The sequence below is a fragment of the Streptomyces sp. NPDC000404 genome, assembly GCF_040300365.1.
Taxonomy (GTDB): Bacteria; Actinomycetota; Actinomycetes; order Streptomycetales; family Streptomycetaceae; genus Streptomyces; species Streptomyces ramulosus.
Map to the genome: position 1 here is coordinate 21355 of NZ_JBEPDN010000022.1, position 17616 is coordinate 38970.

General features: G+C 71.3%; 17 protein-coding genes. 10 read left to right on the top strand and 7 right to left on the bottom strand.

Features of this window, described 5'->3' with window-relative positions; genetic code table 11:
• Positions 1-13: 13 nt before the first annotated feature.
• The 5 genes from ABT345_RS32085 to ABT345_RS32105 form a co-directional block, all read right to left on the bottom strand.
• Complete coding sequence (locus tag ABT345_RS32085) at positions 14-922, bottom strand: carbohydrate ABC transporter permease (protein WP_345084232.1); 909 nt, start codon at positions 920-922, stop codon at positions 14-16.
• A 4-nt stretch (positions 923-926) separates the two neighbouring features.
• Positions 927-1880 carry a carbohydrate ABC transporter permease gene (locus ABT345_RS32090; RefSeq protein ID WP_345084229.1) on the bottom strand — a complete coding sequence of 318 codons (954 nt, stop codon included), beginning with the start codon at positions 1878-1880 and terminating at the stop codon, positions 927-929.
• Between the two features lie 11 nt (positions 1881-1891).
• Positions 1892-3232 (bottom strand): ABC transporter substrate-binding protein, encoded by a 1341-nt coding sequence (locus tag ABT345_RS32095; protein ID WP_345084226.1) that lies wholly within the window; start codon positions 3230-3232, stop codon positions 1892-1894.
• A gap of 95 nt (positions 3233-3327) precedes the next feature.
• Positions 3328-4494, bottom strand: coding sequence for an ROK family transcriptional regulator (locus ABT345_RS32100; RefSeq protein WP_386461170.1), 1167 nt, complete (start codon positions 4492-4494; stop codon positions 3328-3330).
• Positions 4495-4766: 272 nt separating this feature from the next.
• Positions 4767-5855, bottom strand: a complete 1089-nt coding sequence (locus ABT345_RS32105) for a mechanosensitive ion channel family protein (protein WP_345084223.1) — start codon at positions 5853-5855, stop codon at positions 4767-4769.
• A 318-nt stretch (positions 5856-6173) separates the two neighbouring features.
• On the opposite strand from ABT345_RS32105, the gene ABT345_RS32110 reads away from it, so the two are divergent.
• From ABT345_RS32110 to alc, 7 genes are all read left to right on the top strand, one after another.
• Positions 6174-6710 (top strand): HNH endonuclease, encoded by a 537-nt coding sequence (locus tag ABT345_RS32110; protein WP_030283966.1) that lies wholly within the window; start codon positions 6174-6176, stop codon positions 6708-6710.
• Positions 6711-7047: 337 nt separating this feature from the next.
• Complete coding sequence (locus ABT345_RS32115) at positions 7048-7314, top strand: hypothetical protein (RefSeq protein WP_345084217.1); 267 nt, start codon at positions 7048-7050, stop codon at positions 7312-7314.
• Between the two features lie 168 nt (positions 7315-7482).
• A complete protein-coding gene (locus tag ABT345_RS32120; RefSeq protein WP_345085119.1) occupies positions 7483-7668 on the top strand; it encodes a hypothetical protein in 186 nt (61 codons plus the stop codon).
• A gap of 205 nt (positions 7669-7873) precedes the next feature.
• Complete coding sequence (locus ABT345_RS32125; RefSeq protein ID WP_345084214.1) at positions 7874-8854, top strand: acyl-ACP desaturase; 981 nt, start codon at positions 7874-7876, stop codon at positions 8852-8854.
• A 115-nt stretch (positions 8855-8969) separates the two neighbouring features.
• On the top strand, positions 8970-9932 hold the full coding sequence (locus ABT345_RS32130) for a DMT family transporter (RefSeq protein ID WP_386461167.1): 963 nt from the start codon (positions 8970-8972) through the stop codon (positions 9930-9932).
• Positions 9933-9991: 59 nt separating this feature from the next.
• Positions 9992-10990, top strand: coding sequence for a LysR family transcriptional regulator (locus tag ABT345_RS32135; protein ID WP_345084211.1), 999 nt, complete (start codon positions 9992-9994; stop codon positions 10988-10990).
• Between the two features lie 111 nt (positions 10991-11101).
• Entirely contained in the window at positions 11102-12244 is a 1143-nt protein-coding gene (alc, locus tag ABT345_RS32140) for an allantoicase (protein WP_345084208.1), read from the top strand.
• A gap of 152 nt (positions 12245-12396) precedes the next feature.
• Here the strand turns inward: alc and pepN are convergent, their stop codons facing one another.
• Positions 12397-14967 (bottom strand): aminopeptidase N, encoded by a 2571-nt coding sequence (pepN, locus tag ABT345_RS32145; RefSeq protein WP_345084205.1) that lies wholly within the window; start codon positions 14965-14967, stop codon positions 12397-12399.
• Positions 14968-15077: 110 nt separating this feature from the next.
• On the opposite strand from pepN, the gene ABT345_RS32150 reads away from it, so the two are divergent.
• The 3 genes from ABT345_RS32150 to ABT345_RS32160 all read left to right on the top strand — a co-directional run bounded on the left by ABT345_RS32150 (position 15078) and on the right by ABT345_RS32160 (position 16376).
• Positions 15078-15650 (top strand): Uma2 family endonuclease, encoded by a 573-nt coding sequence (locus tag ABT345_RS32150; RefSeq protein WP_345084202.1) that lies wholly within the window; start codon positions 15078-15080, stop codon positions 15648-15650.
• A gap of 161 nt (positions 15651-15811) precedes the next feature.
• Positions 15812-16042: a ribbon-helix-helix domain-containing protein gene (locus tag ABT345_RS32155; RefSeq protein ID WP_345084198.1), complete on the top strand. Its 231-nt coding sequence runs from the start codon at positions 15812-15814 to the stop codon at positions 16040-16042.
• On the top strand, positions 16029-16376 hold the full coding sequence (locus ABT345_RS32160) for a type II toxin-antitoxin system PemK/MazF family toxin (RefSeq protein ID WP_345084195.1): 348 nt from the start codon (positions 16029-16031) through the stop codon (positions 16374-16376). The genes ABT345_RS32155 and ABT345_RS32160 overlap by 14 nt, the downstream gene beginning before the upstream one ends.
• A gap of 72 nt (positions 16377-16448) precedes the next feature.
• Here ABT345_RS32160 and ABT345_RS32165 read toward each other — a convergent pair whose 3' ends face one another.
• The gene (locus ABT345_RS32165) at positions 16449-17480 is read right to left on the bottom strand and encodes an aspartate-semialdehyde dehydrogenase (protein ID WP_345084192.1); all 1032 of its coding nucleotides are present in this window, start codon (positions 17478-17480) and stop codon (positions 16449-16451) included.
• Positions 17481-17616: the final 136 nt, after the last annotated feature.

Consider the following 17616-nt stretch of genomic DNA (forward strand, 5'->3'; position numbering starts at 1 on the left):
AACAGCCACAGGTTCAGCCCTTTACTCCGGTGAGAGTGACGCCTTCGACGAAGGCTTTCTGTGCGAAGAAGAACACGAGGATGACCGGGGCCATGATCAGCAGCGTCGCCGCCATGGTCAGATTCCAGTCGACGCTGTGCGCGCTCTTGAAGGATTCGAGGCCGTAGGAGAGCGTCCAGGCCCCGGGGTTCTGCGCCGCGTAGATCTGCGGGCCGAAATAGTCGTTCCAGCAGTAGAAGAACTGGAACAGCGCGATGGCGGCGATACCGGGCTTCGCCATCGGCACGATGATTTTCAGCAGCGTACGGACCTCACCGCAGCCGTCCACCTTCGCCGACTCGATGTACTCCTGAGGAATCGTCAGCAGGAACTGCCGCAGCAGAAAGATGGAGTACGCGTCGCCGAACGCCATCGGGATGATCAGCGGCCACAGCGACCCGGACAGATGCAGCTGCTGCGCCCAGACCAGATACATCGGAATGACGACGACCTGCGGCGGCAGCATCATCGTGGAAATCACCAGGATCATCGCCGTACGGCGGCCCCGGAAACGGAACTTCGCCAGCGCATACGCCACCGGAACCGCCGAGCACACCGTGAACAGCGTGCCCAGCCCCGCGTACATCAGGGAATTCCGCCACCAGTCCAGAAAGCCCGGGGTGTGGAAGACGGTGGCGTAGTTGGACCAGTGCCATTCGGTGGGCCACAATTCGCCGCTCATCGCCTGGCCGTCGCTCATCACCGACGTCAGGAAGACGAAGACGAACGGCAGCACGAAGAAGAGGGCGGCGGCGATCGCCACCGTGTGCACGGCGATCCAGTGCAGCAGCCGGGTGCGGCGGGCCCGCAGCGCCGGACCGCGCGCATCGCCGCCGCCGCTGCGTGCCGGTGCGCCCGGGGCGCTCAGGGTCGTGGTGGTCATGGGATCAGTCCTCCGCCGGGAGCAGACCCGCGCGCTTGCGCATCAGCAGGGTGGTGACGGCCATGGCGATGACGAAGAGCACGAGCGAGAGCACGCACGCCGCGCCGGTGTTGAAGTTCTGGAAGCCCAGCGAGTAGACGAGCTGCGGCACGGTCAGCGTCGAGTGGTCCGGATAGCCGGGCTGGATGACGGTGCCGGGGCCGATGGTGACGCCGGAGGCGAGCTTCCCGGCGACCAGCGCCTGCGTGTAGTACTGCATGGTCTGCACGACGCCGGTGACCACCGCGAACATCACGATCGGGGTGATCGCCGGCCAGGTGACGTAGCGGAACTTCCCCCACGCCCCGGCGCCGTCCAGCTCCGCCGCCTCGTACTGCTCGCGCGGCACGTCGAGCAGCGCCGCCATGAAGATCACCATCAGATCGCCGATGCCCCACAGCGACAGCAGCACCAGCGACGGCTTGGCCCAGTTCGGGTCGTTGAACCACGACGGCGCGTCGATGCCGACGGCGCCGAGGATCTCGTTGACCGGCCCGGTGCCCGGGTTCAGCAGGAAGACGAACGCGACGGTCGCGGCGACCGGCGGCGCCAGATATGGCAGGTAGAACGCGGTGCGGAAGAACCCCGCCCCCGACTTGATCTTCGTGACCAGCAGCCCGATGCCGAGCCCGAAGACCACCCGCAGCGCGACCATCACCACGACCAGCCACAGCGTGTTCCACAGCGCCGGACCGAACAGCGGCATCTGCGTCAGCACGTACTTCCAGTTCTTCAGCCCCACGAAAGCGGGCTGCTCGATCTGGTTGTAGTGCATGAACGAGAAATAGACGGTGGCGAGCAGCGGATACCCGAAGAAGACCGAGAAGCCGACCAGCCAGGGGGAGAGAAATCCGACCGTGCGCAGTTTCTCGCGCATTTTCTTACGGCGCAGCGCGGGCGCGTGGGTGGCAAGTGCCATGGGTGGCTCCGTCAGTTCTCGGACTGGAGGTTGTCGGCGTCGATCTGTGCGTCGAGTCTCCGCAGCCCCTTGTCGAGATCGGGCACCTTCCCGGCTTCGACGTCGTAGGAGAAGTCCTGGAGCGCGGTGACGTACTGCCCGCCGTTGTTGGACGGCGGCAGCGCCGAACTGTGCGGGTTCTTCGCGATGTTCAGAAAACTGCGGAACGTCGGATCGGCGTCCAGCTTCGGCGATTTCAGCGCCGCGAACGTCGAGGGGACGTTGTGGATGGCGTTGGCGAAGGCGACCACCTGATCGGTGTCGGTGGTCAGGAACTTCACCAGTTCCCAGGCGGCGTTCTGATGCATGCTGCTGTGCGCGATGCCGGCGACGGTGCCGGTGAGGAAACCGCGCCCGTAGGTGCCGGCCTGGTCGTCGGGGACGGGCAGCGGCGCGGTGTCCCAGCCGAACTTCGCCTTCGCCTCCTTGAGCATCAACCCGCGCCATTCGCCGTCCAGATGCATCGCCACCTTCTGGGTGAGGAAGGCGTTCTGCGACGACATCTCGTCACCGAACATGGTGCGGAACTTCTCCAGCGGACCGTAGCCGCCCTGCGCCTTGATCAGCTTGAGCTGGGTGCGGAAGAATTCCTTGCTGCGCGGCTCCTTCGCCAGCGCCGCCTTGCCCTTCGCATCGAAATACCTCGGACCCCACTGTGCGAACAGCCGGTCCGGACTGTTCTGGTACAGGCGGAACGCCGGCATGAAACCCACCCGCCGGTACGAGCCGTCCTTGTTGCGCTCGGTGAGTTTCGCCGCGTCCCGCTCGAATTCCGACATCGTCCGCGGCGGCCGGGAGATGCCGGCTTCCCGGAACGCGTCCTTGTTGTAGTAGAGCCCGTACGCATCGGCCAGCAGCGGCAGCGCGCACTGCCGCCCGCGGTACTGCGTGTAGTCCAGCAAGGTCTTCGGGAAGACCTTCGCTTTGTCCAGCCCGCTCTTCTTCAGGAACGGGTCGAGATCCGCCCACATGCCCGAGGAGCAGTACTGCCCGACGTTGTTGGTGGTGAACGACGACACCACGTCGGGGGCGTCGTCCCCGCCCGCCCGCAGCGCCTGGTTCATCGTCTCGTCGGTGACGTTGCCGATGGCCTCGACCTTGATGTTCGGGTGGCTTTCCTCGAAGCGGGCGATGCTGTCGTTCACCGCCTTCACCTCGCCCGGCTCCGCCCAGCCGTGCCAGAACTTCAAGGTCACCGGTTTCGTCGGATCGTCCCGGTCACTGCCGACGCTCGGCCGGGCGCACCCCGACACGAGCAGCCCGGCACCGGCCAGCGCCACGATCAGAAACCGGCCTGCACGCATGGGTGGCATGGCGTACTTCCTTTACGGCGGGAAGAAGGAGAAGGCGGCAGGTAAAAGGAACAAGGAACAGGGGTAAGGACGGGAAAGGAACAAGGACAGGGAATTCAGGCCGTGTTGAAGACGGTGTCGCGGGCGGCGGCGAGCGCCGTGCGCAGCGCGCCGGTGAGAATGGGATTGCCGTCGATATGACTGATACGCAGTTCCGGACGCGGCAGCGCCAGCCCGGTGAATTCCTCCTCGACCAGCGCCCGCAGCTCCTCCCCGCCGGCGTGCGCGACCGACCCGGACAACACCACCAGCTGCGGATCGACGACCGCCACCACCGCGGCCAGCCCGGTGGCCAGCCGCTCCGCCACCGCCGCGCGGACGGAGCCGATGCGCAGCGCCTCCTCGACGGTGCGGACGTGGCCGGCGCCGTGGTCGTGGGCGAGTTCGACGACGCTGGGCGAGCCGACCAGGCTCTGGAAGCCGCCGCCGCCGTCGGGCTGTGCGGCGCTGCGGTCCCCGCCGCGCGCCAGCGGCGCCCCGGGCAGCGGCATGTAGCCGATCTCCCCGGCGCCGCCGGTCGCCCCGCGCAGCAGCACGCCGCCCAGCACGATCGCGGCGCCGACGCCCTCGTCCGCCCAGACCAGCACGAAGTCGTCGTAGTCCTGGGCCGCGCCGTCGTGCTGCTCGGCGACGGCCGCGAGGTTGACGTCGTTCTCGATCTCGATGGGCGTGCCCAGGACCTCCGCCAGCTCCTCCTTGAGGGCCCGCGAGTGCCAGCCGGGCAGATGCGGCGCGTACCGCAGCCGCCCGGTGCCCGGGTCGAGCGCGCCGGGCGTGCCGATCACCGCGCCGTGCAGCTGCTCGCGGCCCAGTCCGGCCTTGGCGAGCGCCGCGTCGACGGCGGCCGCGACCAGCTGCGCGGTGCGGTTCGGCACGTCCTCGGCGACCGCGTCGGTGCCCACCCGCGCCTCGCCGCGCACCTGCCCGGCGATGTCGGCCACGGCCGCCGTGATCCCCTCCTGATCCACGGCGAGCGCGGCGACCTGCGCCACGAACGGATTGACCTCGTAGAGCTGCGCGTTGGGCCCCGGCCGCCCGGTGACGTTGCCGGTGGTCCGCACCAGGCCGACGGCCTCCAGCCGCGCCAGCAGCTGCGAGGCGGTCGGCTTCGACAGACCGGTCAGCTCGCCGATCTGGGTACGGGTCAACGGGCCCTGCGACACGAGCAGATCGAGCGCGGCCCGGTCGTTCATCGCCCGCAGTACCCGAGGCGTTCCGGGCATCCCCGCTCCCGCTGCCGCCATGTGCGCACCCACCCCGTTCCCGGTGGCCCCGCCACCATCTGTTAGGAAACTTTCCAATCGGTGCAAGGACGGTAGGGCGCGCCCCGAGGGGCCGTCAATGGTTTACGCGCGAAGACTTTTCCCGATGATCTCCGTCCCGTCATCTGCCGCCCACCACCCGGCCGTTGCCCCGCCACGCGGGTCCGGCCATGTGAGCGGCCCCCGTACCGCGCGGTGCGGTACGGGGGCCGTGGGGCGACGGCGGCGGGGCGCTACTTGCCCAGCTTCGGCCGGGCGATCGGCGCCGCGGCGAGGGACTGCGGCGAGTCCGGGTTGTTGAGCGCGGAAGGCGCGGCCACCGCGGCGGACGGGTCCGCGGCCGCCTCGTCCTCCTCCTCCGGCTCCGGGCGCGGCGCGAGGCGGATCGCGGCGCGGTCCAGCGCCTGCTTGACCCGCCAGCGCAGCTCCCGCTCGATGCCCGCGGCCTTGCCCGGCATGGTCTTGGCCGAGATGCCCAGCGTGACCGTCTCCAGGGAGACCTCGCTCAGGCCCAGCACCTCCACCGGCTCCCACAGCTGTTCGTTCCACGGCTCGGCCTTGGACATCTCCTCGCCGACGGCGGTGATGACCTCGCGGGCCCGCTCCAGATCCTGGTCGGCGGCGAGCTGCACGTCGACATGGGCGGTCGCCCAGCCCTGGCTGAGGTTGCCGATCCGCTTGACCTCGCCGTTGCGTATGTACCAGATGGCGCCGTTCGGCCCGCGCAGCTTCGTCACCCGCAGGCCGACCTCGATGACGGTGCCGGTGGCCACCCCGGCGTCGATCTCGTCGCCGACGCCGTACTGGTCCTCCAGGATCATGAAGACGCCGGAGAGGAAGTCGGTGACGAGGTTGCGCGCGCCGAAACCGATCGCGACACCCGCCACACCGGCGCTGGCCAGCAGGGGCGCCAGATTGATGTTGAGCACCGACAGCACCGTGAGCGCCGCGGTGCCCATGATCACGAAGGAGGCGACGGAGCGCAGCACCGAACCGATCGCCTCGGACCGCTGACGGCGCCGCTCGGCGTTGACCAGCAGTCCGCCGAGCGCGGTGCCCTGGGCGGCGTTCGCGGTGCGGTTCATCCGGTCGATGAGCCGGGTCAGCGTGCGGCGCACCACATGCCGCAGCACCACCGCGATCACGATGATCAGCACGATCTGGAGGCCGGACTCGACCCAGTTGCCCCAGTTCTCCTGCACCCACCCGGCCGCGTTGGTGGCCTTCTCCGTGGCGTCCTCGAAGGACGTCGGGTTGGTGGCGTCGGGCGCCGGAGCGGCGCTGTACCGCGCGGCGGGGACCGCGAGGGCTGACCAGTGCACAGCAGAACCTTCCGTGTGGGGCGGGATGCCCGGACCGAGGTGGCACCGCGGCTCGGGCGACACACCACACTAACGGGGCAACGGAACCGAACCGCGCCCTTGTTCGAACGCCGGCGGCTTCCGGGGCGTTCCCGCAACGCCACGAGTACGCCCGAATGAGGGCGAAGTAACACCGTGCCGCGCGAACTGAGGGGGCGTGCCGGAAAACACCTCCGGCCCGTTACCCGGTCATGGTGGCGCCGCGGCCGGGCACCGGGTGACACTGGGGGAGATCGTCCCGGCGCGAGCCACGCGCCGCCGGCGTACAAGGAGGCACCCGTGCCGCATGTCCTGGTCCTCAACGCGTCGTACGAGCCGCTCGGCGTCGTACCGCTCCGCCGCGCGCTCGTCCTCGTCCTCAATGAGAAGGCCGTCAGCCTTGAGGAGTCCGGCGCCCTGATGCACAGTGCGACCCGCGTCATCCCCGCCCCGAGCGTGGTCCGTCTCAAACGTTTCGTACGGGTGCCTTTCCGCGGTCCCGTTCCCCTCACCCGGCGGGCGCTGTTCGCCCGCGACGGCGGCCGCTGCATGTACTGCGGTGCCGTCGCCACCAGCGTCGACCACGTCATCCCCCGCAGCCGCGGCGGCCAGCACACCTGGGAGAACGTCGTCGCCGCCTGCCGCCGCTGCAACCACGTCAAGGCCGATCGCCATGTCGCCGAGATCGGCTGGCGGCTGCGCCATCAACCGGCCCCGCCGTCCGGCCTCGCCTGGCGGATCATCGGGACGGGCCACCGCGATCCGCGGTGGCTGCCGTATTTGCAGCCGTACGGCGCCGACGACGCCCTGGCCCGGATCAGCGCCGTGACGGCATAGATCCGGGCCTTCGTGCGCCGGGCCCGGCCCGGGGTGCGCGGGCCGCCGTGCGAGCGGGAGCTCCGTCCCGCCGCCCGGCGGCGCGCGTGTCCCGGGCCGCCGTGCGTCCGGGGCCCGGCGCCCGCGCGGCGGTCCACCGGACGGCCCCGCGCCCCGCAGAACTTGCCGCCTGACGCCCGCTCCCGCCGCAAGCTGTGCGCCCCGCACCGGCTCGTACCGCGAAATCGCCCGTCCCGGGTAGTGTGAGGTGGGTCACGTTTCCTGGCCGGTCGCGCCTGTGATCCGGATCGCTGGGTAGCCCAGCCCTTGACCCACTGCCGACGAACGGGAGGCCCTCGTGGCCGCGTCCGCTCAGCTGCTCCTCGACGCCCTGTCCTCCAAACCCGGCGACGGGCCCGTGGAACCGGATCTCTTCGACGGGCTCTCCGGCCCCGAGGGCCTGGACGGGTCCGCCTCCGCCGGCTTCGTCGAGCCGCCCCTGACCAGCGAGCCGCCGCTCGCCGCCGGCGCCCCGCTCACCAGCGAGGTCCCGATCTCCGCCGAACTGCCGCTGACGAGCGAGCCGACCGCCGCCGGTCTGGGCACGGAGTCCATGGAGGTCTGACGGCCCCGGGTGCCCGGCCCGGTGTCCGTGCCGCCCCCTTTCTCCGGCGGTGCCACCTTGCGCCACCCCGGGCGCGCGGGCGGCCGGGGCGTCCTATACGTTGACTCCGTGAACAAGGTCAAGAAGAACGCCCTGCGCGCCGGAACCGTCACGGCCGGCACTGCGCTGATGCTGCTGATGTCGTCCCCCGCGTTCGCGCTCGTTCGCGACGACGGCGACGACCCGGGTCCGGGTCTGAGCGTGCTCTCCACGCTCGGCCTCTACGTCGCCGCCCCCATCGTTCTCTTCCTGGTCATCGCCGGGCTGGTCATGGTGGGCGACAAGTCCCGCAAGCAGGCCAAGTCCAAGGCCTGACGCCGGGCACCGACGCCTTCGAGGGCGCCCTTCGGTTCGTACGAACCGAAGGGCGCCCTTTGTCGTATCCACGGGCGAACGAGGTGAAATAAGGGGATTTAGCAGGTCAGGGACTTAACTCGACCTCACCTACGATGCCGTAACCTACGGAGCCGTAGGTCCAACCTACGGTTCCGTAGGTCATCGTCCCCCCAGGAGTTCCCCCGTGACCATCGCCCCCGCCCGCCACGACGGTGAGCCTGGCCTCAGTGCCTGGAGCGACGCCCATCTTCTCTACGCGCTCGAAGAGGTCGTCGAGAAGGAGCTGAACCGCCATCTGAAGGTCGCCAAGGAATGGATGCCCCACGAGTACGTGCCGTGGAGCGACGGCCGGAACTTCGACGGCGTCATGGGCGGCGAGGCGTGGGCGCCGGAGCAGTCCAAGGTCACCGACATCGGCCGCATCGCCCTCGTGGTCAACCTCCTCACCGAGGACAACCTCCCCAGCTACCACCACGAGATCGCCACCCTCTTCGGCCGCGACGGCGCCTGGGGCACCTGGGTGCACCGCTGGACCGCCGAGGAGGGGCGGCACGGCATCGTGATGCGCGACTACCTGCTCACCAGCCGCGCGGTCGACCCGGTCGAGCTGGAGCGCTTCCGGATGGCCCACATGTCGGAGGGGTTCGAGTCCGACAACGGCCACAGCATGCTGCACTCCGTCGCCTACGTCGCGTTCCAGGAGCTGGCCACCCGCATCTCGCACCGCAACACCGGCCACCACTCCGGTGACCCGGTCTGCGACCGGATGCTGGCCCGGATCGCCACCGACGAGAACCTCCACATGGTCTTCTACCGCAACCTCCTGCGCGCCGCCTTCGAGCTGGCCCCGGACCAGACCATGGCCGCCGTCCGCGATGTCGTCACCGCCTTCCGGATGCCCGGCCACGGCATGCCCGGCTTCGAGCGGGCCGCCGCCCGGATGGCCATCGGCGGGATCTACAACCTCCGCATCCACCACGACGACGTGCTCCAGCCGGTGCTGCGCCACCTCAAGGTGCTGGAGATCGGCGGCCTCGGGCCCGTCGGTCTGGCGGCGCAGGAGGAGCTGGGCCTGTTCATGGGCGGGCTCGACGACCAGGCCCGGAAGTTCGACGAGCGGCGCGCCGCCATCGAGGCCCGCCGGGCGGCCCGCGCCGCCTCGTAGGCCCGGGAGCCCTACTGTTCAGATCGACTGAACGGATCGCATCGAAATTTTCGATGGACCTGATGTTTCCGGAACTGTCACGGTGAGCGGGCACCCCCGCGACCGAAAGGACACCGTGGCAGTTCTGGAACGGCCCCGCACCCCCCGCGCAGGCACGGCGCGCGCCGTCGGACTGGCGCTCGCGCTCACCGCGACCGTCATCTGGTCCGGCAACTTCGTCATCGCCCGCGCCCTGCACGCGACGGTGCCGCCGGTCCAGACCGCCTTCTGGCGCTGGATCGTCGCGCTCGTCGCCGTCGCCCCGCTCACCCTGCCCGAGGTCCGCCGGCAGTGGCCGGTCATCCGCCGCCACCTGCCGCACCTCGCCGGCGCCGCGCTGCTCGGCGTCACCCTCTTCAACACCCTCATCTACCAGGCCGGACGCACCACCTCCGCCACCAACATGGCGATGATCGCGGCCGGTTCGCCGCTGCTGATCGCCGCCTTCGACCGCCTCGGACGGCGCCGCGCCGCGCCCGCCCCGGACGGCGCCCCGGACGACGGCGCCCCGCTCGGCCCGCGCCGCATCGCCGGGATGCTGCTCGCCCTCGCCGGGGTGGTGGTCCTCGTCGGCGGCGGCTCCCCGGCGGCCCTCGCCCGGCTCGACCTCGCCCCCGGCGACCTGTGGATGCTCGCCGCCACCGCCACCTTCGCCGGATACAGCGCGCTGCTGCGCCGCCGCCCCGACGGCATCGGCCAACGCGCCTACCTCTTCATGACGTTCGCCCTGGGCGCCGCGATGCTGCTGCCCGCCTACGGGGTGAGCCTCGCCGTCGAGGGCGGCTTCCCGCTCACCGCCGCCACCGCCGGCCCGCTCCTCTACATCGGCGTCCTCTCCTCCGCCGTCGCCTTCTTCACCTGGAACAAGGCGATAGCCCTGGTCGGCGCCGCCCGCGCCGGGGTCGTCTACTACCTCCAGCCGGTCTGCGTGGCGCTGTTGTCGTACGCGGTGCTGGGCGAGGGCGCCGGGCCCGTCCAGGTGGGGTGCATGGCGCTGATCGTCGCGGGGGTCGCCCTGGGGGCGGGCGGCAAACGGTGAGCCCGCCCCGGGGCCGCCGGGAGGCGGGCGCCGCGCCCCCGGATGCGTACGCTGCCCGCATGGCCGACTGGGACATCAAGAAGCTGCGGATCCTGCGCACGCTGCACGAGCTGGGCACGGTCACCGCGACCGCCGAGGCGCTGCACCTGACGCCGTCGGCCGTCTCGCAGCAACTGGCCTCACTCGCCAAGGCGCTCGGCGTCCCGCTGCTGGAGGCCCACGGCCGCCGGGTGCGGCTGACCGACGCCGCCCATCTGGTGCTCCGCCACGCCGACGTCGTCTTCGCCCAGCTGGAGCGCGCCGACGCCGAACTCCTCGGCTATCTGCGCGGCGAGGCGGGCCGGATCCGCATCGGCGCCTTCTCCACCGCCATCCCCGCCCTCGTCGTCCCGGCCGTCCAGGAGCTGCGGCGCAGCCATCCGGGGCTCGCCGTCGCCGTGCGCGAGGCCGAGGCGGAGGCCGCGTACGAGCTGCTCGCCGAGGGCAGCGTCGACCTGGCGCTCTCCCTCGCCGCGCACGCGCCCACGCCCCGGGACCCCAAGTTCAGCCGCCGGACGCTGCTGGCCGACCCGCTGGACGTGGCGCTGCCCGCGGGCCACCCGCTCGCCGCCGAACCGGGGCTGCGGCTGGCCGACCTCGCGGGCGAGCCGTGGATCTTCGGCTCCAGCGGCCCCTGGTCGCAGATCACCACAGCCGCCTGCGAGAACGCCGGCTTCGTTCCCGAGCAGGCGCACGCCGCCGCCGACTGGAACGCGATCTGGGCGATGGTCGCCGCGGGCATGGGCGTCGCGCTGGTGCCCCGGATGGCACGGCCCGGCGTCGGCGCGCCCGCCCGGGGCACCGGCGGCGGCCCCGGCGTCGTCCTGCGGGTCCTCCACGCCGATCAGCCGCGCCGCCATGTCGTCGCCGCCGCCCGCCGCGGCTCCGAAGGCGCGCCCGGCCTGTCCCGGGTGCTGGCCGCGCTCCAGCAGGTGGCCGCGGCGCGCGCCGGTGCCCGGACGGCGCCCGCGGACGACGGCGCGCCCCCGGACGAGGCGCCCACCGTTCAGTCCACCTGAACAACGACCTCACGAACTGTCGATGGACCTGCCGGGTGGCCGCTGCGACGGTGGAGAGGTCCGCAGCGCCGAGCACCACCGAAGGGCGCCTCACTTCACCGAAGGGCGACGATGACCACCACCCCGGCCGACTCCACCGATCCGCACGCCAACGACGCGAACCCGTACGGCGGCGGCGACCCCTTCGCCGACTACCGCGGCGGCGACTTCGCCTTCACCTCCCTCGTCGACCTCGCCGACCGGCGGTTCGGCGCCGGGGTGATCGCCGCGAACGACGAGTTCTTCGCCGAGCGCGAGAACCTGCTGAAGCCCGGCCCGGCGGTCTTCGACCCCGAGCGCTTCGGCCACAAGGGCAAGATCATGGACGGCTGGGAGACCCGCCGGCGCCGCGGCGCGGACGCGGACCACCCCTTCCCGACCGACGACGAGCACGACTGGGCGCTGATCCGCCTCGCCGCCCCCGGCGTGATCCGCGGCGTCATCGTCGACACCGCCCACTTCCGCGGCAACTACCCGCAGCAGGTCACCGTCGAGGCGACCGCGCTGCCCGGCAGCCCCGGCCCCGAGGAGCTGCTCGCCCCGGACGTGAAGTGGGAGGAGATCGTCCCGCGCACACCGGTCCGCGGCCACGCCGCCAACGGCTTCGAGGTCACCTGCGAGCGCCGCTTCACGCACCTGCGCCTCAAGCAGCACCCCGACGGCGGCATCGCCCGGCTGCGGGTCCACGGCGAGGTCGTGCCCGACCCGGCGTGGCTGGCCGCCCTCGGCACCTTCGACCTGGCGTCGGTGCTGCACGGCGGCGCGGTGGAGGACGCCTCCGACCGCTTCTACTCCTCGCCCACCCAGATCATCCAGCCCGACCTCTCCCGCAAGATGGACGACGGCTGGGAGAACCGCCGCCGCCGGGTCAAGGGCACCAACGACTGGGTCCGCTTCCGCCTCGCCGCACAGGGTGAGATCCGCGCGATCGAGATCGACACCGCCTATCTGAAGGGCAACTCCGCGGGCTGGGCCGCGCTGTACGGCTGCGACGGCACCCCCGAGGACGAGGGCTCCTGGTTCGAGATCCTGCCCCGCACCAGGCTCCAGCCCGACACCCCGCACCGCTTCGCCCTGCCCGAGGCGGTCACCGCCACCCACGTCCGCCTCGACGTCTTCCCCGACGGCGGTCTCGCCCGGATGCGCGTCCACGGCAGCCTCACGGCCGACGGCCGCCGGGCCCTCGGCGAGCGCTTCACGGCGCTGGGCGGCTGACGGCGGGCGGCCGGCGGGGTGGCCCGGCCGGACCGCGGCCGGTACGTGCGGGCCGGCCGCCGCACCGGGCCGGGCCACCCGCCGCGGCCGCACACGGAAACGGGGCGCCCGGGACCACACGGTCCCGGGCGCCCCGCGCGTCAAAGGGCCGGTCAGCCCGCCGCCGCGTCCGCCGCGCGGGCCTTCAGCGCCCGCTCGACGCCCGCCCGGGACTCCACGACCAGCCGCCGCAGCGCCGGGCTCGGCTCCGCCGACGCGAGCCACGCGTCCGTCGCCTCCAGCGTCTCCGGGGCGATCCGCAGCGCCGGGAAGAGCCCGGTCACGATCTGCGAGGCCATCTCGTGGCTGCGCGCCTCCCAGACGGCCTTCACCGCGTCGAAGTACTTCGCGGTGTACGGCGCCAGCAGCTCCTCCTGGTCGTACTGCTGGAAGCCGCCGATGACGGCCTCCTGCACCGCGTTGGGCAGCGTGTCCGCCTCGACGACCGCGGCCCAGGCGGCGGCCTTCGCCTCCGCCGTCGGCCGTGCCGCCCGCGCGGACGCCGCGTGCTGCTCACCCGCCGAGGTGCGGTCGCGCTCCAGCTCCGCCGCGATGGCCTGCTCGTCGGCCCGGCCGGTCGCCGCCAGCCGGCCCAGCAGCGACCAGCGCAGATCGGTGTCGACGACCAGACCCTCGACCGTCTCGCTGCCGTCCAGCAGCCCCTGGACCAGGTCGAGGTGGGCGTCGGAGCGGGCCGCCGCGGTGAACGCGCGGGCCCACGCCAGCTGGTGGTCGCTGCCCGGCGCCGCCGCCCGCAGCTGCTCCAGCGCCGCGTCCGCCCACTGCGCGAGGCCGCTCTCGCGCCACGCCGGATCCGCGTACAGGCTCAGCGCCATCTTCACCTGGCGGTGCAGCGACTGGACGACGCCGATGTCCGACTCCTTGCCGATGCCGGAGAGCACCAGCGCCAGGTAGTCGCGGGTGGGCAGTTCGCCGTCGCGGGTCATGTCCCACGCCGACGCCCAGCACAGCGCCCGCGGCAGCGACTCGGTGAAGTCGCCGAGGTGGCCGGTGACGACCTTCAGCGACTCCTCGTCCAGGCGGACCTTGGCGTACGAGAGGTCGTCGTCGTTGAGCAGCACGACGTCCGGGCGCCGGGTGCCCGCCGGGAACGGCACCTCGGTCAGCTCGCCGTCCACGTCCAGCTCGATGCGGTCGGTGCGGACCAGCGTGCCGTCCTTCAGGTCGTAGCAGCCGATCGCGATGCGGTGCGGGCGCAGCACCGGCTCGCCGGTGGCGCCGGCGGGCAGCGCGGGGGCCTCCTGCCGCACGTGGAAGGAGGCGACCGTGCCGTCCGCGGCGAGGGTGATCTCGGGCCGCAGGATGTTGATGCCCGCGGTCTCCAGCCACTTCTTCGACCAGGTCTTCAGATCCCGGCCGCTGGTCTTCTCCAGCGCGCCCAGCAGATCGCTCAGCCGGGTGTTGCCGAAGGCGTGCGCCTTGAAGTACTCCTGCACGCCCTGGAAGAACGCGTCCATGCCGACGTACGCGACGAGCTGCTTGAGGACGCTGGCGCCCTTGGCGTACGTGATGCCGTCGAAGTTGACGAGGACGTCGTCCAGGTCACGGATGTCGGCCATGATCGGGTGCGTCGAGGGCAGCTGGTCCTGGCGGTAGGCCCAGGTCTTCATGGAATTCGCGAACGTCGTCCACGAGTGCGGCCACTTGGAGCCCGGCGCGTACGCCTGGCAGGCGATCGAGGTGTAGGTGGCGAACGACTCGTTCAGCCACAGGTCGTTCCACCACTCCATGGTGACCAGGTCGCCGAACCACATGTGCGCCAGCTCGTGCAGGATGGTCTCGGCGCGCGTCTCGTACGCCGCGTCCGTCACCTTCGAGCGGAAGACGTACTGGTCGCGGATGGTGACCGCGCCCGCGTTCTCCATCGCCCCGGCGTTGAACTCCGGCACGAAGAGCTGGTCGTACTTCTCGAAGGGGTACGCGTAGTCGAACTTCTCCTGGAACCAGTCGAAGCCCTGCCGGGTGACGTCGAAGATCTCCTCGGCGTCCAGGTGCTCGGCGAGCGAGGGCCGGCAGTAGATGCCCAGCGGCACCTTCCGGCCGTCCGCGCCTTCCCAGGTGCTGTGCACGCTGTGGTACGGACCGGCGATCAGCGCGGTGATGTACGTCGAGATGCGCGGGGTCGGCGCGAACGTCCAGACGGTGCCCTCGGGCTCGGGCGTCGGCGAGTTGGAGATCACCGTCCAGCCCTCGGGCGCCGTGACGGTGAACGCGAACGTCGCCTTCAGGTCCGGCTGCTCGAAGGAGGCGAACACCCGGCGGGCGTCCGGCACCTCGAACTGCGTGTAGAGGTACGCCTGCTGGTCGACCGGGTCGACGAAGCGGTGCAGCCCCTCGCCGGTGTTGGTGTAGGCGCAGTCGGCGACGACGGTCAACTCGTTGCGCCCGGCGAGCAGGGACGGCAGCGCGATCCGGGAGTCGGCGAAGACCTCGGCCGGATCCAGCGCCGCGCCGTTGAGCCGCACCTCGTGCACGGTCGGCGCGATCAGGTCGATGAAGCTCTCGGCGCCCGCCTCGGCGCAGTCGAAGCGCACCGTCGTGACGGACCGGAAGGTGCCGCCCTCCTGCGCTCCGGAGAGGTCGAGAACGATCTCGTACGCGTCCACGGTCAGCAGCCGCGCCCGCTGCTGTGCCTCGTCGCGGGTCAGGTTCGTGCCAGGCACCAGGTCATCTCCTCGTAAGAGTCCTCGTCTGCGGGGTGCGGCCATCCTTCCACGCCCGCATTGTCAGGGTCGGTGGGTACTGTGATCGGAGAGGCAGTCGGCACTGGGAGGTGGCGGTCACGGCGGTTCTTGACCGGCTCTGGCGCGACATCGAGGCACGGAGCCGTACCGAGGGGCACGTCGTCGAGATCATCGACGGCGAGGTGATCACGGCACCGCGTAGCCCGGCCCGGTCGGACACTCTCCGCAGCCTGATCCGGCAGGCGGAACGCGAGCTGGGGGAGGAGGTCCCCCTCGTCTTCGACGTGGGCATCGACTTCCCGGGAGAGACCTCCCTGGCTCCGGACCTCGCGATCCTCGACCTCGACGCCCAGCCGCGCGGAAAGCGTTACGTCTACATGGACGTCGTCGCGGCCATCGAGGTCGTCTCGACGGCGGCCGACACCAACGATTACGTGACGAAGGTGGCCAAGTACAGCCGCTTCGGCATCGAGACCTACCTGATCATCGACCCGTTCACCCGCGTGTGCACCCTGCACGAGGGCGCGGTCGGCGCGCAGTACGAGAAGAGCAGCACGTACCGGTACGGGGGCGTGGTGGAAATGGAGCTGGCCGACGGCCGGAAGTTCTCCATCGACACCAGCGGCTTCCCGGGGGAGACGGCGGCACGGCCCGCTGAGTGAGCGGAGGCGTTCCGCGACTGCCGGAGCGAAGGGGCGCTTGCCGGACGGCTCCGGCGGGCGCCCTTTGGGTTGGCCCCGTCCCGTAGGGCGGTGGGGCCCGCCCCGGCCACCACGCCCCTTTCCGGTAGCACCAAGGTAGGAAGCCGGGTAGCATTGTCGGTATGAAGATCAGTGTGAGTCTGCCGCAGGAGGACGTGGCCTTCGTCGACGAGTTCGCCAGCAGAACGGAGGCCGAGTCGCGGTCGGCCGTGATACACGCCGCCATCGAGCTGCTGCGGGCGGCCGAGCTGGAGTCGCAGTACGCGGAGGCGTTCGAGGAGTGGGACGCGAGCGAGGACGCGAAGCTGTGGGACGGCACGAGCGGGGACGGAATCGCTCATGAGGCGTGGTGACATCTACCTGGTCGACATGGAGCCGGTGCGCGGCAGCGAGGCGAACAAGACCCGCCCGGCCGTGATCGTCTCCAACGACGGCGCCAACCGCGCGGTCGAGCGGCACGGCCGGGGCGTCGTCACGGTGGTGCCGCTGACCTCGAACACCTCACGGGTGCTGGCCTTCCAGGTGTTCCTGCCGGCCGGGGAATCCCGCCTGCCGAAGGACTCCAAGGCGCAGTGCGAGCAGGTCCGGGCCGTGGCGCCGGACCGGATGCGGCAGCGCATCGGGGCGGTGCCGCGGCAGCGGATGACGGAGATCGACGTGGCGCTCCGCCGCCACCTGGCGCTCTGAGCAGCGCATACGCGACGGGGCGCCTGCCGGGAGGCTCTCCCGGCAGGCGCCCCGTGACGCACGGCGGACCGCTCAGCCCCGCAGCTCCGCCGCGACCAGTTCGGCGATCTGGACGGCGTTGAGGGCGGCGCCCTTGCGGAGGTTGTCGCCGGAGACGAACAGCGCCAGGCCGTTCTCGGCGGTCTCGTCCTCGCGGATGCGGCCCACGAAGGAGACGTCCGCACCGGCGGCCTGGAGCGGGGTCGGCACGTCGGAGAGGGCGACGCCGGGGGCGGCGGCCAGCAGCTCCTGGGCGCGGGCCACGCTCAGCGGGCGGGCGAAGCGGGCGTTGAGCTGGAGGGAGTGGCCGGTGAAGACCGGGACCCGCACGCAGGTACCGGAGACCTTCAGCTCCGGGATGCCGAGGATCTTGCGGCTCTCGTGGCGGAGCTTTTGCTCCTCGTCGGTCTCGTGCAGCCCGTCGTCGACGATCGCCCCGGCCATCGGCAGGACGTTGAACGCGATCGGGGCGACGTACTTCTCCGGCTCGGGGAACTCCACGGCCGCACCGTCGTGCGTCAGACGGGTGGCGTCCTGCTCGACGGCCTTGCGGACCTGCCCGTTCAGCTCCTCGACGCCGGCCAGACCGCTGCCGGAGACCGCCTGGTAGGTGGCGGCGACCAGCGAGAGGAGACCGGCCTCGTCGTGCAGCGGGCGCAGCACCGGCATCGCGGCCATGGTGGTGCAGTTCGGGTTGGCGATGATGCCCTTGGGGCGCTCGGTGACCGCCGACGGGTTGACCTCGGAGACCACCAGCGGGACCTCGGGGTCACGGCGCCAGGCGGAGGAGTTGTCGATCACGACGGGGCCGGAGGCCGCGACCTTCGGCGCCAGCGCCTTGGAGGTCGCCCCGCCCGCGGAGAACAGCACGATGTCCAGGCCGGAGAAGTCGGCGGTGGCGGCGTCCTCGATCGTGATCTCGGTGTCCTGCCAGGGCAGGGTGCGCCCGGCGGAGCGCGCCGAGGCGAACAGGCGCAGCTGCTCGACCGGGAACTTCCGCTCGGCGAGAATGCCCCGCATCACGCCGCCGACCTGGCCGGTGGCTCCGACGATTCCGATCCTCATGGAACTCCCTCTTTCCTGACCTGACATCGGTGCTTCTCAGTGGAACACCTGCTCAGAAGTGTCCCCATCATGTGTGGGAACCCCGTCGCCTTGTCCAATCCGTTCCGATACGTGGCCTGTACGTGGCCTGCGTCAC

Coding starts and splice junctions, on each gene's coding strand:
- ABT345_RS32095 (WP_345084226.1), bottom strand. CDS start 3,232: ATGCCACCCATGCGTGCAGGCCGGTTTCTGATCGTGGCGCTGGCCGGT.
- ABT345_RS32165 (WP_345084192.1), bottom strand. CDS start 17,480: ATGAGGATCGGAATCGTCGGAGCCACCGGCCAGGTCGGCGGCGTGATG.
- ABT345_RS32100 (WP_386461170.1), bottom strand. CDS start 4,494: ATGCCCGGAACGCCTCGGGTACTGCGGGCGATGAACGACCGGGCCGCG.
- ABT345_RS32155 (WP_345084198.1), top strand. CDS start 15,812: ATGAAGATCAGTGTGAGTCTGCCGCAGGAGGACGTGGCCTTCGTCGAC.
- ABT345_RS32120 (WP_345085119.1), top strand. CDS start 7,483: ATGCTGCTGATGTCGTCCCCCGCGTTCGCGCTCGTTCGCGACGACGGC.
- ABT345_RS32160 (WP_345084195.1), top strand. CDS start 16,029: ATGAGGCGTGGTGACATCTACCTGGTCGACATGGAGCCGGTGCGCGGC.
- ABT345_RS32135 (WP_345084211.1), top strand. CDS start 9,992: ATGGCCGACTGGGACATCAAGAAGCTGCGGATCCTGCGCACGCTGCAC.
- ABT345_RS32085 (WP_345084232.1), bottom strand. CDS start 922: ATGACCACCACGACCCTGAGCGCCCCGGGCGCACCGGCACGCAGCGGC.
- ABT345_RS32090 (WP_345084229.1), bottom strand. CDS start 1,880: ATGGCACTTGCCACCCACGCGCCCGCGCTGCGCCGTAAGAAAATGCGC.
- alc (WP_345084208.1), top strand. CDS start 11,102: ATGACCACCACCCCGGCCGACTCCACCGATCCGCACGCCAACGACGCG.